The sequence below is a fragment of the Psychroserpens sp. genome (assembly GCF_047633235.1).
Lineage (GTDB): Bacteria > Bacteroidota > Bacteroidia > Flavobacteriales > Flavobacteriaceae > Psychroserpens.
This window is the reverse complement of sequence record NZ_JBLIET010000059.1, coordinates 1-13,284: the sequence shown is the minus strand read 5'-3', so window position 1 is coordinate 13,284 and position 13,284 is coordinate 1. Positions and strand designations below refer to the sequence as shown.

The following is a 13,284-nucleotide window of genomic DNA, read 5'->3' as shown; positions in this document are numbered from 1 at the left end:
TTAAGAATCATTTCAATTATTGGGATCACACGTTGCAACTCTTCGTCTACCGAAACATCGTCTGCATCAGGTCTAGAACTATAACCACCAACATCTATAAATGTTGCACCTTGCGATGTCATCGTTTTTACTTGACTCATAATGGCCATTGCATTTTTATAGTTGCCACCATCATAGAAAGAATCTGGAGTCACATTGAGAATTCCCATGATTTTAGGAGTTGATAAATCTATAAGTTTGCCTTTACAATTTATGGTCATAGCCGTCTTTCGAATTTTATTTTAGAGGCTCAAAATACATCCGATATTCATAAAAAATTTGAATTTGGAACATTGCACTTTGAACTCTGAACTATTTAAGCGAAATTTACGGAAAATTAAATGTTTTAAATGCAAGATACTTCAAAACAATATGATGCTGTGATTTCAACATGCAGAAGTCTTTTTATCAGTAAAATGAAAGACTACGGAAGTGCTTGGCGAATTTTAAGGTTACCATCGCTAACCGATCAAATTTATATCAAAGCCCAGCGCATTAGAGGTTTACAACAAAATAACGAGCGTAAGGTTGATGAAGGTGAAGTGAGCGAGTTTGTTGGTATTATCAATTATTGCACAATGGCTTTGATTCAATTAGAAAAAGGTGTGGTGCAACAACCAGATTTATCTTTGGATGCTGCTGTTGAGTTGTATGATGGTAAAATTGCGATTACAAAACAACTCATGATGGATAAAAACCATGATTATGGTGAAGCTTGGAGAGATATGCGTGTGAGTAGTTTAACCGATTTGATTTTACAAAAGTTATTACGTGTAAAACAAATTGAAGATAATGCAGGAAAAACATTAGTAAGTGAGGGGATTGATGCCAACTATCAGGATATGATTAATTATTCGGTATTTGCACTCATTCATTTAAACGAAGCATAAAAAATAGAACATGAAAGCACTAGTAAACATATGTCGAGTATTTGTAGGAGGATTATTTATTTTTTCAGGATTTATAAAACTCAATGACCCCTTAGGGTTTTCATATAAACTAGAAGAATATTTTAGTTATGATGTGCTCAATATACCATCGTTAACACCTTATGCTTTAGGGCTTGCAATATTTGTAGTCGTTTTTGAAGTAGTATTAGGCGTATTCTTGCTCATTGGTTATAAACCTAAATTTACGGTTTGGAGTTTATTAGCGATGATTGTCTTCTTTACATTTTTGACGTTCTACGCAGCCTTTTTTGAAAAAGTAAAAGATTGTGGATGTTTTGGAGATTTCTTAAAATTGTCCCCTTGGCAATCGTTTTGGAAAGATGTGATTTTGCTGGTAATGATTATTATTTTGTTTATAGGTCAGCGTCATATTAAACCAATATTTAGCAAATTTGGATTAACCGTTACTGCATTATTGAGTTTTATCGTGTGTCTATGGTTTGGTTATCATGTGTTGATGCACTTACCAACATTTGATTTTAGAGCTTATAAAATAGGAGATAACCTACAGGAGAACATGCAATTACCAGCAGACGCTCAAAAATCGGTAACAGATTATGTTTGGACCTACAAAATCAATGGTGAAGAAAAAACACTAACAGATCGAGGTCGTGGGCCAAAAGAATATGACGAAATTATAGGTGTAGATACCAAACTAGTTGAAGAAGGCGATGTACCTAAAATTCAAGATTTTTCTATAGAGTCTCAAGATGAAGATTTAACACAGCAGTTTTTAGAGTTGGATAAATTGGTCATAATTGTCGCTTACAGCTTAGAGAAAACAGAAGTGGATGGTATGAGAAAATTTAAGGCGATGGCAGACGAAGCTCAGAAAAAAGGCTATACTGTAATTGGTGTAACGGCTTCTGGTGAAGCAAAGAAAAAAGAAATAAGAAACACTTATAATCTAGATTTTGATTTTTATTTGTGTGATGAAAAAGTATTAAAAACAATAGTAAGGGCAAATCCAGGTGTTGTTGTTTTAGAAAAAGGAACCGTAACTCAAAAAGTACACTGGAATGATATTGATGACCTTAAATTATAGTTTTTAGAAGTTACAGATTTGGAGCTGAATGATAAAATATCAGTACTATAATCATACTAAAGCATTTACAAAAGGCTTAGTGGGTTTACGTCTTAGTTAAAATTTAATAGGATAGAACTCTGGAGTAACAGCAAAAGAGTAATCAAACAAGGCTATGCGACTTTACGTCTCTCTGAGAAATAATAATTGAGTATACTTAAAGACGTGTAAGCACAACTCAACATCAAATAATAAACGCCTGATAAGATATATCCTAAATAAAATCCTTTATGCATTACTCACTCTTCTAGGTGTAGTAACAGTCATATTTTATTTATTTAATGTGTTACCTGGAGATCCTGCACAAATGATGCTTGGACAAAATGAAGATAGCGAGCAAATAGCTGCTGTGAAAGCTAAATACGGATTTGATAAACCTATTTCAACTCAGTATTTATATTATTTAAATGATTTAACTCCTATTTCATTTCACTCATTAAACCAAGACGACTACACCTATTTAAAAGCTGGTAAATATTCAGCATCAAAATTGTTTACTGTTGGGAATACAACAGTAGTTATCAAGTTTCCATACTTAAGAGAATCGTTTGCCAAACAAGGTAAAAAAGTATCGCAAGTTATTGGAGAGACACTTCCAAATACTGCGGTTTTGGCGGTTTCAGCAATTGTTATTGCTATTGTATTAGGTGTCTTATTTGGTATAATATCTGCACTTTATAAAGACCAATGGATAGATAAAACGATTCAAATATTTAGCACCTTAGGCATGAGTGTGCCTTCGTTTTTTAGTGCTATTCTATTTGCATGGTTCTTCGGTTTTGTGCTTCATAAGTACACTAATTTAGAAATGACAGGAAGTTTATATGAGCTTGATGATTTTGGAGAAAAAGTAACTATAAAATGGAAGAACCTTATACTTCCAGCCGTTGTTTTAGGGATTCGTCCTTTAGCAGTTGTTATTCAGTTAATGCGGAATTCACTTTTAGAGGTATTTAATCAAGATTATATTAGAACAGCAAGAGCCAAAGGGCTTAGTGAATTTCAGATCATTAGAAAACATGCTATAAAAAACGCTTTAAACCCTGTAGTAACAGCGATTTCAGGTTGGTTTGCTTCGATGTTAGCAGGAGCCGTATTTGTAGAATATATTTTTGGCTGGAATGGTCTGGGCAAAGAAATAGTCAATGCGCTCAATACATTAGATTTACCAGTAATAATGGGAGCAGTTTTAGTTATAGCACTATTGTTTATAATCATTAATATATTTGTCGATATTATTTATGGATGGCTAGACCCAAAAGTGAAACTAGAATAGTATGAGACATATAATGTACACAGTATTCATCTGTCTTTGTATCACAAATTGTGAAGCACAACCCGAGCCAGTTCAATTTTCAGAAGCTGCTTTGAGTGCTATTTTTATAAATTATGAAGGAGAAAAAGAAAATCTAAAATCAATTTTAGAGACCTATAAAGGAAAAACAGTTTTAATTGATATTTGGGCAAGTTGGTGTAGAGATTGTATTGTAGGGTTACCAGATTTGAAAGTATTGCAGGGCCAATATACAGACGTAACCTATTTGTTTTTATCCATGGATAAAACACAAGAGAGTTGGAAAAACAGTATTAAAAAGTATGGCATAAATGGAGAGCATTATTTTATGCCTTCTGGTTGGGATGGTCCTTTTAGCGAATTTGTAGATCTAGATTGGGTTCCGCGATATATGGTTATTGATGGTGAAAGTACTATCAAATTATTTAGAGCTATAAAAGCTAACGATTCAAAAATTAAAGCACATTTAAAATAAAATTTAAGTTTCTTCGGAAACATAAAAAACGAAACACATGAGAAAAAATATTGTAGCAGGTAACTGGAAACTAAATAATGATTTATCGCAAACTGCAGCGTTAATTTCAGACTTAAAAGAGCAAACAAAAACGTCAAATGCAGAAGTGATGATTGCACCATCATTTACAAACTTATGGCACGCTTTTGAAGCAACTAGGCAAGATGAAATAGAGGTTGTCGCACAAAATATGCACTTTGCAGAAAATGGAGCTTATACAGGAGAGGTAAACGCTAGTATGTTAAAAAGTATTGGGATACAAACGGTTATTTTAGGTCATAGTGAGCGTCGTGCATATTATAATGAAACAGACGCATCATTAGCAAAAAAAGTAGATGCAGCTTTAGCAAACGACATGAGAATTATTTTCTGTTTTGGAGAAGAATTGGCAGACCGTAAAGCAGGAAAAGAAGAAGATGTAGTAGAGTCTCAAATCAAGAATGCCTTGTTTCATTTAGAAGGTTCAGCATTTAAGAATATCGTTTTAGCATACGAGCCAGTTTGGGCAATAGGTACAGGTGAAACTGCAAGTCCAGAGCAAGCTCAAGATATGCATAAATTTATAAGACAAACATTAAATAACACATATGGTAGTCAAGTTGCCGAAGACATGTCCATTCTTTATGGTGGTAGTGTAAAACCTGCAAATGCAAAAGAAATTTTTGGAAAGCCTGATGTTGATGGCGGACTTATTGGAGGTGCAGCTTTAAAGGCAGACGATTTTTATGCCATTGTAAACGCATTTTAAAAATTTAATTTGGGCGTTACCAAGACATGCAAAAGAGCATTGTCTTGGTCGCGCTATCCATTATATCTTTTTTGAGAACTACAAAAAAGGATGCCATTTCTATCGCTAACGCACTTAGGTGCTAAAACCACGACCATACCGATGTCAAACATTATTTATTTAGGGTACTATTTTAAAGTGCAACCAGTGCAACCAGGAGTCGAAATTTTAATTGCGGAATTAGGCTATGCAGGCTTTGAAAGCTTCGTGGAGACAGAAGAGGGTGTGACAGCATACATTCAAAAAGAAGACTGTCATGATAAAATTCTTAATGACATTCAAATTTTAGATTCAGAGGAGTTTGACATATCTTTTACTTCCGAAGAAATCGAGCAAGTCAATTGGAATCAAGAGTGGGAAAAGAACTTTAATCCTATTATTGTGGATGATAAATGTTCGGTTCGTGCACCTTTTCACGAAAAACCAGATACCGAATTTGACATCATTATAGAACCAAAAATGAGTTTTGGCACAGGGCACCATGAAACGACACATATGATGATTCAACATATTCTAAAGAATGATTTTGAGGGTAAAACGGTTTTAGATATGGGTTGTGGGACGGGTGTTTTAGCCATCCTAGCAGAAATGAAAGGCGCAAAACCTTTGGATGCTATAGATTTTGATAATTGGTGCTATCTCAATAGTTTAGAAAATGTAGAAAGAAATAGCTGTAAACATATCACAGTAGTAGAAGGAGATGCAAGTATATTGTCAGGGAGGCATTATGATATCGTTATTGCTAATATTAATAGAAACATTTTATTAAATGATATAGAAACCTATGTCAAGACTTTAAATGAAGAGGGACTATTATTTTTAAGTGGGTTTTACAGTGAAGATATCCCAATAATTAAAGCCGAATGTAATAAACAGGATCTAGTTCATGTTGAAACATTAAAAAGAAATAACTGGGTAGCTTTAAAGTTTAAAAAATAAGAATAATTCAGTATTATTTAATATATCCGACGTATTACTTAAAAGTTTAACATAAAATAATTAAAATGTATTAAAATTACGGAAAAACCGTAATTTTTTTATTTTTAAAATAGTTAACTTTGATTTGATAATTATCACAGCCTAGATAATGATATAATTTCAATGAAATAATCGTTGTTGTCCAGCTCGCCCCAATTTACGTAAATATCATTTATTAACTTAATTTACCCAAAAATGAAAAAAATCAAATTTGTGGCATTAGCTTGTCTATGCCTTATGTTTAGTATTCAGTCTTGTCAAAAAGATGATGGCCCAATCGAAGAAGTCTCTCTTGAAAGAGGGGTTTCTTCCGGAATATTGGCAAAATTAGCCGACTTACAGATGAACATCAATGGTGTTAAAATTGTTGATTTCTATTTGCCTGACGGCACTACAAAAGAAATGATAGAACTAGAAGGTGATATCTACATGAGTGAAAAGGAAATCATCGCTTTAAGTCCTGTAGTAGAAGACGAATTATCTAGAAATTATCGAACTAATAATTTAGTGTCTCAAGGTAGGACCATAACTATAATTGGTTACACTGGAGGTGGAGGCTCTGGCCTTTCTACAAAAGAGAGAACAGCGTTACAATGGGCTGTCAATAATTACAATGCTTTGAGTGGTGTCTCTATTTCTTTTCAATTATCTTTTGGTACAGATTACCAATCTAAAGATATGGTGGTTTATCATAATCCAAATCAATCCGGTTCAGGAGGTTCTGCTGGATTCCCTAGTAATGGTAATCCAAATAAATTTGTTCAAATTTATGGTTTAGATATTTATGACACCAATGTAGTAGAACATGTTATAACACATGAGATTGGTCACTCTGTAGGTTTTAGACATACAGATTGGTTTAATAGAGCAAGTTGTGGTCAAAACGTCAATGAAGGCGCTGGTCAAGCCGGAGCAATAGATTTAGGAGGTAATAATCCAGAGACTTCTGTTATGTTGGCTTGTTTTAGTACAAGTGAAGACGGGGAATTTGGAATTGACGATGTCAATGCACTAAATATTATGTATTAATAGGTGTTGCAATAATTGTAAAAGACTTCTGTTCTATGAATAGAAGTCTTTTTTTATTGAGGAGTTTTTTCTAATTTTGCAAAACCGAAATCACCAACCTCATTAAATAAATTGCTATGCACCAAATAATGAGTACAAAAGAAAAAGTAAAAGAAGAACACCTCGTTGATACTCTCGAGTTACCTCTCAATGAGATTGTATTGTATAATGACGATGTCAATACATTTGATCACGTTATAGATACCTTAATCTATGCCTGTGATCATACACCAGAGCAGGCAGAACAATGCGCGATATTGGTGCATTATAAGGGCCAATGTACGGTAAAAACAGGGGAATATAAAGAGTTAGAGCCTCGTTGCACAATGCTTTTAGAGGCCGGTTTAAGTGCCGAGATAATTTAGCTTCGTATGTTTAAATTTACAATGTCGATGGACAAACGAAATCTGTCATTGGTAAATCTGTGGTTTTAATTGCGTCAAAACCTCCAGCTACATCCACTAGTTTATAAAATCCTCGTGTTTGTAAAATAGAAGCAGCGATGACACTTCTATAGCCACCAGCGCAATGGATATAATAGGTTTTGTCTTTAGAAACATCATTCATTTGCTCATTAATCAAATCTAGAGCAAAATGTTTAGCATTTTCAAGATGCATGCTTTGAAACTCACCGTCTCTTCTAACGTCTAGAATATTAATATTACCTGTTTTAACTCGGTTTGAAAACTCTATGGCAGATATAGATTCTAATATGTCAATGTCTTTTCCTGAGGAAATCCAAGCCTCAATACCGCCCTTTAAATATCCTAAAGTATTGTCATAACCTACACGAGATAAACGTGTCACAGCTTCTTGGCTTTTACCCTCAGGAACTACTAAAATTATAGGTTGTTTGATGTCTTTAATTAGAGCACCAACCCAAGGTGCAAATGTACCATTTAGACCAATAAAAATTGAATTAGGGATATGACTTTTTATATAGTCACTTTGAGGTCTCACATCAAGTACTAAAGCCTCTTCATGATTAGCCATAGCTTCAAAATCTTCAGGAGATAAAGCGATGTTTCCTGTTTTTAATACAGTTTCAAAAGTATCATAGCCTGTTTTGTTTAACATGGCATTTTTTGCAAAATATTGTGGAGGAGGAGCAATGCCGTTTAATACTTCTTTTACAAATTCGGCTTTAGTCATGTCTGCTCTTAAGGCATAATTGGTTTTTTTTTGATCTCCAATAGTTCCCACAGTTTCTTTGCTCAAATTTTTTCCGCAGGCAGAACCTGCGCCATGAGCAGGATAAACAATGACATCATCTGCGAGAGACATTATTTTATTCCGGAGAGAATCAAATAACATAGCTGCTAAATCTTCTTTTGTTAAATCAGATTTTATCGCTAAGTCAGGTCTCCCGACATCACCCAAAAATAAAGTATCACCAGAAAAAATGGCATGATTATTTCCATTCTTGTCAATTAACAAATAAGTTGTTGATTCTAAAGTATGACCAGGAGTATGTAAGGCTTTAATAGTAATGTTTCCCAGTTTAAATTCTTCGTTATCTTTTGCTGAATGAATCTCATAGGAAGTTTCTGCTCCTGGCCCATAAATAATTGTCGCGCCAGTTTTTTTTGCTAGATCGATATGTCCTGAAACAAAATCGGCATGAAAATGTGTTTCAAAAATATATTTAATCTTGGCCTTGTTTTTATCAGCCTTATCTATGTAAGCTTGTGTTTCACGAAGTGGATCTATAATGGCAACCTCTCCATTAGATTCAATATAGTAAGCACCTTGAGCTAAACAGTTTGTATATATTTGTTCGATTATCATAAGAATATCAATTTCAATTATCTAAAAAAGAGTTATGTTTTTAAATTTTCGCCACCTCAAAGATACAAAGTATTCTTTTTTTAGAACCGACAAATACTAACTTTTACTAGTGTGGTAATTTGTCTTTCATCAAACCGTAAACATACGTTCCTAAAAGGGCAGCGAGAATTAGGATAATTACAGAAAATGCTCCGGTGCCAATCAGAATGTACATTGGTCCAGGACAAGCACCAGACAAAGCCCAGCCTAAACCAAAAATGGTTCCGCCAATAATGTAGCGTATAAAACCTTTTTCTTTTTTTGGTACAGTCATTAAACCACCATTTATATTTTTTAGTTTCTTACTAATAAGGAGTAAGATAATTCCCGTAATAACAGCTGTTCCAATAATACCAAACATGTGAAATGATTCAAATTTGAACATTTCGTAAATACGGTACCATGAGACTGCTTCAGACTTTACGAGTACGATTCCGAAGAGAATTCCGACGAATAAAAATTTTAAATATTGTATCATACTAACTAAAAATTAAAGGAAATAATAAATGAATCATAATAAGGCCTCCTATAAAGAAGCCTATAACAGCAATTAATGATGGCAATTGTAAACTACTTAGGCCAGTAATGGCATGTCCAGATGTGCAACCTCCAGCGTAGCGAGTGCCAAAGCCAACTAGAAATCCACCAATAATTAAAATAGCCAGTCCTTTGATGCTAAGCGCAGCATCCCAGCTATATAATTCTGGAGGTAGCAACGATTGGCCAGCGTTTTCAAAACCTAGGGTATTAAGCGTTTTAACAGTTTCTGGGTTTAAATCGATGTTAATTGGTGACGATAGGTAGAAATGTGCTAAAAAGCCACCAATAATAGCTCCCAAAACTACTGTAAGATTCCAACGTTGTGTTTTCCAATCAAAATCAAAGAATTTTACATTTTTACCAGCACCAGCCCAGGTGCAGAGTGTTCTAAGATTGGATGACATACCAAATGTTTTTCCGAAATAAATAAGGATAAACATAATAATAGCGATGAGAGGACCACAAACATACCAAGGCCAAGGATCTAGAATGAATTGCATAATTTGGATTTGAAATTGAGTACAAAAATAAGTATTTAGAATTTTTGAAATAATAGTTTGGGAATAATTTAATAAATGTAGTATATTTGCACCCACTTAAAAAGGCCTCGTGGCGCAACTGAATAGCGCACTTGATTACGGCTCAAGAGGTTACTGGTTTGAATCCAGTCGAGGTCACTAATGATAATAAAGGTTTACAGAGATGTAGGCCTTTTTTGTTTTTGTATTTGCACAAAATTTGCACAAAAACCATTAATTAACCTCGTTATTATAAGAAGGATAACCCTATTGTTTTAAATGTAAAATAAATAAAGTTTAACAGCAAAAACCGTTCATTAAAATATATGAAATTTTGCTTGAAATAGGTCTTTAACTAAAACTCGAAAGACAGCAAAAATAAATAGGCTAATCAAATTTATACAAGTAATTAACTTATTCGGGTATTGAATTAATTATAATTGTTTTCAAAAAAACCTTAGTTCTAAATTTACCTAAGTAAATCTATTAAGACACATCAAAAAGCCCTTAAACACTTACTATTCAACCATAAAAAGTGAAAAAATATTTTTGAAAATTTTAATTTTAGGAGGGCGTGGGGGTAAATAATACCGTTTTCCTTTTAGCAATTGAGCCCTAATATTTAGGTAGGTCTTTAATAAAAAAGTTACACTCCAATTTTATTTTGGTGTAAAATATGGAATTTCAAGTACAATTTTTGATGACAGGTTCTTTACAGTTTTTTAATATACCCAATTAATTAAAAACCAAATTAACCACACTAGCAAAACATAAACGCAATATAGAAAAGTTCGATTTCTATAAGTATTATTGATTACATTTTTTACTATGTAATGCCTATGTATTACAATTCCAATAATCACAATTATAGCTAATGTTTCTAGTTTTTGCATATCCGATGGTAATATGAACTGAATCAATGAATACACTTTCATTTTGTGATATTTTTTAATTGCCCAATAAGGTCTTTACCAAAACCCATAAAATCAAAAATATTGGAATGCCAATACTAATTTTAAAGAGTAATGATGATTTCTGCTTTTCGTTTTTATTAGCCATGTTTAATCGTTTTTATTATTAATATCATTATTATTATTATTATTTAAGAGGAAATATATCTTCAAGAATAGACTTTCAAAATATTCTGGTTTCTCTTCATAAAACATTGTTGGCACATCTAAACTAAATGTATATGAAAGATTATTAATTAAAGTTTGATAGACTATAGAGGTATTGCTATATTCCGTATCTAATTCCCTAACTAGATAACTAAACTTTCTTTTTAATGTAGTTCTGTTTTTTAGATAGGTCTTACTAGCTTCAAAATCATTTACTGTAGTGTTAAATTGCTCGGGGATTAATACTTTAATTGAGTAATCCATTTTATCTTTTTGATTTTGATACATTTCCCAAATATCAGGTGCCTTTTCGTTTTTTGGCACTTTTAACTCTACAACATTAATTACAAATGTTATAGCTGAATCTGGCTGAAAAGTTCTAAAAATTGTATGCTCAGAAACCCCAGTATCAGTCGACCAATTATTAGGTGCATCAAATGCAACTTTATATTTATAGTTTGAATACAAATTATTTATAGAATCAAAATGCTCTGTATGTTCTGTCGATAACTTCAAATCTTTTTGCTCTTTGAATGACTTTTCAAAATAGTCAGTAACGTCCTTTTCATTTTTAGTCGTTTTACAAGAAGCTAATGTGATAAAAGTCAATAGAAATAAAATGTTCTTCATAGGACTGTTTTTAATTATTGCAAACATTTTCAATTAGTTCTTGAGCATCATAACTAAGTTGTTCTGATTTTTTTGCATCTAAACAAGCTGAATCAAAATCTTTTAATAATTGTTTGCAATATCCTCTATTATGATAAGTTAATCCGTCAGTTGGGTCTAGCTCTATAGACTTAGTATAATCTTGAATTGCGCCATTAATATCCTCAAGAGATTGCTTAACAACCCCTCTATTGTTATAATATCCTGCATCATTAGGGCTTAGCTCAATGGCTTTATTTAGGTCTTGTAAAGCTCCCTCATCGGCTTCAAAATAGGATTTCAACAAAGCTCTATTGTTGTAGTTGATAGCATCATTGGGGCTAAGCATAATAGCTAAGGTATAATCTTCTATTGCTCCGATAAAGTCTTCTAAAAGGTCTTTAACATAAGCTTTGTTATGATAGCAATCGGCACATTTAGGGTTAAGCTTAATGGCTTCATCAAAGTCTTGTAATGCTCCTTTATAATCCTCAGATTCAATTTTGTCGACACCTGTTTTGTAATAAGATTCAGCTGCTGTGGAATCAGTCTCAATATCCCCTTTTAATGTTTGACTAGATTGAGCATAAGTGAAATGTATGCTGGTAATAAACAGTATTAATATTGGTAGGTTTTTCATAAGATGAATTTTCGTAAGGTATGCTTTTATATTTTGACGAGTTTATATTTATTTTAATCCCACATCCCGAATGGCTCAAAAGTTAATTCCACTTCAAGACATACTGGACATTTGTTCTTTTCATCTAAAACATATTCCATTCCATATTCTGTTTCAACAAACTTTCCATAGGGTTCAACTTTTCTTCTACATTTATTATTGGGACACTTATGTTTTTCATTATTGATATTTCTAACAAAAACCTTTTTACAATTAAAACAAGGAGTTGGTTGGTTTGCAATATTGTTCTCTAAATAATTAAAACCGAATCCAACCAATAACTCTTTTAAAGTACCATTCTCACTTTTGAGTTCGTGAACCTCCGATGTGTTAGCTTCTCGCATCGTATCTCCATTTAGCCTGCGCTTTCCTGCTTCCATGAAATCTTTGGACCATTTGTAGTAATTAGCTTGATGGATGCTTTCTTTTCGACACAATTCTGCAATGGTCGTTTCACCACGCATTCCTTCAATAATAATCCTGATTTTGTCTTCTGAATTGTAAGCTTTTCTTGTCTTACGTTTTAAGTCGCTAATTAAAGCACTGGCACTTTTCTTGTTTTTCATCATTTAAGATTTAAAGGTTTGTAAAAATAATAAAACCTATCTCTTATATTAAAGTGATAATTAGTTCACTTTTTGCTGACGTTATACAACGCAGTCAAGAAAAAAGGCTTCGTTCTATAATTTATTATATTAAAACAGAACTTTAAGTATTTATGTTTCGTAACCAAGCATTTTTGAGAACGGCTTGCCAATTAAAATAAATAGAATACCAAGAAAAACTTATTTCTAAATGTATTCAATGTCGAATCGGAATCCAGAAGAACAGAAAAAACCACAAAAAAGACTAGAATATATCGGAAAGAATGTTCGGATTTCGAGAACCGGTGGCTTTGCTGTAAGGAAAACATTTAAGAAAGATGGGGTTGGAGCAACCCTAAATACAAAACATGGTATCCGTTTGCATAAACGTCTATTTAAGGGTGCCCGAATGGGGTTTCAAAACGGAAATTTTCAATTTATTGGAAGATATTATAGTGGTCCTTTTAATTTTAATGTTTCAAAAACTGGTGTTTCTTCATCCATAAAAAACAAGAGAGGGCTTACAACTTTTTTAAGCCAAATGGCCTTTGTAAGTTCAAATTCATCATTTAGATGGATTACAAATTACACTTCTGAAGAGTCAAATTTTGTGTCATTTTCTATAAAGTTAATCTTAGAAGTAGTTCCTGGGACAT

The 13,284-nt window shown here is 32.9% G+C and carries 15 protein-coding genes, 1 tRNA gene and 1 pseudogene; 10 read left to right on the top strand and 7 right to left on the bottom strand.

Annotation, left to right across the window (positions count from 1 at the left end; translation table 11 throughout):
• Nucleotides 1-260, bottom strand: a 260-nt coding sequence (locus ACJAZK_RS13550) for a dihydropteroate synthase (protein WP_415224477.1), incomplete at its 3' end; no start/stop codon positions are given.
• Nucleotides 261-389: 129 nt separating this feature from the next.
• Here ACJAZK_RS13550 and ACJAZK_RS13545 point away from each other — a divergent pair.
• The 8 genes from ACJAZK_RS13545 (at nucleotide 390) to ACJAZK_RS13510 (ending at nucleotide 7,079) form a co-directional block, all read left to right on the top strand.
• The gene (locus tag ACJAZK_RS13545; protein WP_415224476.1) at nucleotides 390-929 is read left to right on the top strand and encodes a DUF1599 domain-containing protein; all 540 of its coding nucleotides are present in this window, start codon (nucleotides 390-392) and stop codon (nucleotides 927-929) included.
• 10 nt (nucleotides 930-939) lie between these two features.
• Nucleotides 940-2,034, top strand: a complete 1,095-nt coding sequence (locus ACJAZK_RS13540; protein WP_415224475.1) for a BT_3928 family protein — start codon at nucleotides 940-942, stop codon at nucleotides 2,032-2,034.
• Nucleotides 2,035-2,272: 238 nt separating this feature from the next.
• Nucleotides 2,273-3,349, top strand: a complete 1,077-nt coding sequence (locus ACJAZK_RS13535; RefSeq protein ID WP_415224479.1) for an ABC transporter permease — start codon at nucleotides 2,273-2,275, stop codon at nucleotides 3,347-3,349.
• A 1-nt stretch (nucleotide 3,350) separates the two neighbouring features.
• Nucleotides 3,351-3,842 carry a TlpA family protein disulfide reductase gene (locus tag ACJAZK_RS13530; RefSeq protein WP_415224474.1) on the top strand — a complete coding sequence of 164 codons (492 nt, stop codon included), beginning with the start codon at nucleotides 3,351-3,353 and terminating at the stop codon, nucleotides 3,840-3,842.
• Between the two features lie 37 nt (nucleotides 3,843-3,879).
• The gene (tpiA, locus tag ACJAZK_RS13525) at nucleotides 3,880-4,629 is read left to right on the top strand and encodes a triose-phosphate isomerase (RefSeq protein ID WP_415224473.1); all 750 of its coding nucleotides are present in this window, start codon (nucleotides 3,880-3,882) and stop codon (nucleotides 4,627-4,629) included.
• A 141-nt stretch (nucleotides 4,630-4,770) separates the two neighbouring features.
• The gene (prmA, locus tag ACJAZK_RS13520; RefSeq protein WP_415224472.1) at nucleotides 4,771-5,607 is read left to right on the top strand and encodes a 50S ribosomal protein L11 methyltransferase; all 837 of its coding nucleotides are present in this window, start codon (nucleotides 4,771-4,773) and stop codon (nucleotides 5,605-5,607) included.
• Between the two features lie 234 nt (nucleotides 5,608-5,841).
• Nucleotides 5,842-6,675 carry a M57 family metalloprotease gene (locus ACJAZK_RS13515; protein ID WP_415224471.1) on the top strand — a complete coding sequence of 278 codons (834 nt, stop codon included), beginning with the start codon at nucleotides 5,842-5,844 and terminating at the stop codon, nucleotides 6,673-6,675.
• A gap of 128 nt (nucleotides 6,676-6,803) precedes the next feature.
• On the top strand, nucleotides 6,804-7,079 hold the full coding sequence (locus ACJAZK_RS13510; protein ID WP_415224470.1) for an ATP-dependent Clp protease adaptor ClpS: 276 nt from the start codon (nucleotides 6,804-6,806) through the stop codon (nucleotides 7,077-7,079).
• 16 nt (nucleotides 7,080-7,095) lie between these two features.
• Here ACJAZK_RS13510 and ACJAZK_RS13505 read toward each other — a convergent pair whose 3' ends face one another.
• From ACJAZK_RS13505 to ACJAZK_RS13495, 3 genes are all read right to left on the bottom strand, one after another.
• Nucleotides 7,096-8,502, bottom strand: a complete 1,407-nt coding sequence (locus ACJAZK_RS13505; RefSeq protein ID WP_415224469.1) for an MBL fold metallo-hydrolase — start codon at nucleotides 8,500-8,502, stop codon at nucleotides 7,096-7,098.
• 106 nt (nucleotides 8,503-8,608) lie between these two features.
• Nucleotides 8,609-9,016, bottom strand: a complete 408-nt coding sequence (locus ACJAZK_RS13500) for a DUF6691 family protein (protein WP_415224478.1) — start codon at nucleotides 9,014-9,016, stop codon at nucleotides 8,609-8,611.
• Between the two features lie 4 nt (nucleotides 9,017-9,020).
• Nucleotides 9,021-9,581, bottom strand: a complete 561-nt coding sequence (locus ACJAZK_RS13495; RefSeq protein WP_415224468.1) for a YeeE/YedE family protein — start codon at nucleotides 9,579-9,581, stop codon at nucleotides 9,021-9,023.
• 103 nt (nucleotides 9,582-9,684) lie between these two features.
• Here ACJAZK_RS13495 and ACJAZK_RS13490 point away from each other — a divergent pair.
• Nucleotides 9,685-9,758, top strand: a tRNA-Arg gene (locus ACJAZK_RS13490).
• Between the two features lie 902 nt (nucleotides 9,759-10,660).
• On the opposite strand, the gene ACJAZK_RS13485 is transcribed toward ACJAZK_RS13490, so the two are convergent.
• The 3 genes from ACJAZK_RS13485 to ACJAZK_RS13475 are packed head-to-tail and all read right to left on the bottom strand — an operon-like array spanning nucleotide 10,661 to nucleotide 12,613.
• Nucleotides 10,661-11,347, bottom strand: a complete 687-nt coding sequence (locus tag ACJAZK_RS13485; protein WP_415224467.1) for a hypothetical protein — start codon at nucleotides 11,345-11,347, stop codon at nucleotides 10,661-10,663.
• A gap of 10 nt (nucleotides 11,348-11,357) precedes the next feature.
• Nucleotides 11,358-12,005 carry a tetratricopeptide repeat protein gene (locus ACJAZK_RS13480; protein WP_415224466.1) on the bottom strand — a complete coding sequence of 216 codons (648 nt, stop codon included), beginning with the start codon at nucleotides 12,003-12,005 and terminating at the stop codon, nucleotides 11,358-11,360.
• A gap of 53 nt (nucleotides 12,006-12,058) precedes the next feature.
• Complete coding sequence (locus ACJAZK_RS13475; protein WP_415224465.1) at nucleotides 12,059-12,613, bottom strand: transposase; 555 nt, start codon at nucleotides 12,611-12,613, stop codon at nucleotides 12,059-12,061.
• A 235-nt stretch (nucleotides 12,614-12,848) separates the two neighbouring features.
• Between ACJAZK_RS13475 and ACJAZK_RS13470 the strand changes: the two are divergent.
• Nucleotides 12,849-13,284, top strand: a pseudogene (locus tag ACJAZK_RS13470) (hypothetical protein); the annotation flags it as partial.

Coding starts and splice junctions, on each gene's coding strand:
- ACJAZK_RS13495 (WP_415224468.1), bottom strand. CDS start 9,581: ATGCAATTCATTCTAGATCCTTGGCCTTGGTATGTTTGTGGTCCTCTC.
- ACJAZK_RS13515 (WP_415224471.1), top strand. CDS start 5,842: ATGAAAAAAATCAAATTTGTGGCATTAGCTTGTCTATGCCTTATGTTT.
- ACJAZK_RS13505 (WP_415224469.1), bottom strand. CDS start 8,502: ATGATAATCGAACAAATATATACAAACTGTTTAGCTCAAGGTGCTTAC.
- prmA (WP_415224472.1), top strand. CDS start 4,771: ATGTCAAACATTATTTATTTAGGGTACTATTTTAAAGTGCAACCAGTG.
- tpiA (WP_415224473.1), top strand. CDS start 3,880: ATGAGAAAAAATATTGTAGCAGGTAACTGGAAACTAAATAATGATTTA.
- ACJAZK_RS13475 (WP_415224465.1), bottom strand. CDS start 12,613: ATGATGAAAAACAAGAAAAGTGCCAGTGCTTTAATTAGCGACTTAAAA.
- ACJAZK_RS13545 (WP_415224476.1), top strand. CDS start 390: ATGCAAGATACTTCAAAACAATATGATGCTGTGATTTCAACATGCAGA.
- ACJAZK_RS13485 (WP_415224467.1), bottom strand. CDS start 11,347: ATGAAGAACATTTTATTTCTATTGACTTTTATCACATTAGCTTCTTGT.
- ACJAZK_RS13510 (WP_415224470.1), top strand. CDS start 6,804: ATGAGTACAAAAGAAAAAGTAAAAGAAGAACACCTCGTTGATACTCTC.
- ACJAZK_RS13530 (WP_415224474.1), top strand. CDS start 3,351: ATGAGACATATAATGTACACAGTATTCATCTGTCTTTGTATCACAAAT.
- ACJAZK_RS13540 (WP_415224475.1), top strand. CDS start 940: ATGAAAGCACTAGTAAACATATGTCGAGTATTTGTAGGAGGATTATTT.
- ACJAZK_RS13480 (WP_415224466.1), bottom strand. CDS start 12,005: ATGAAAAACCTACCAATATTAATACTGTTTATTACCAGCATACATTTC.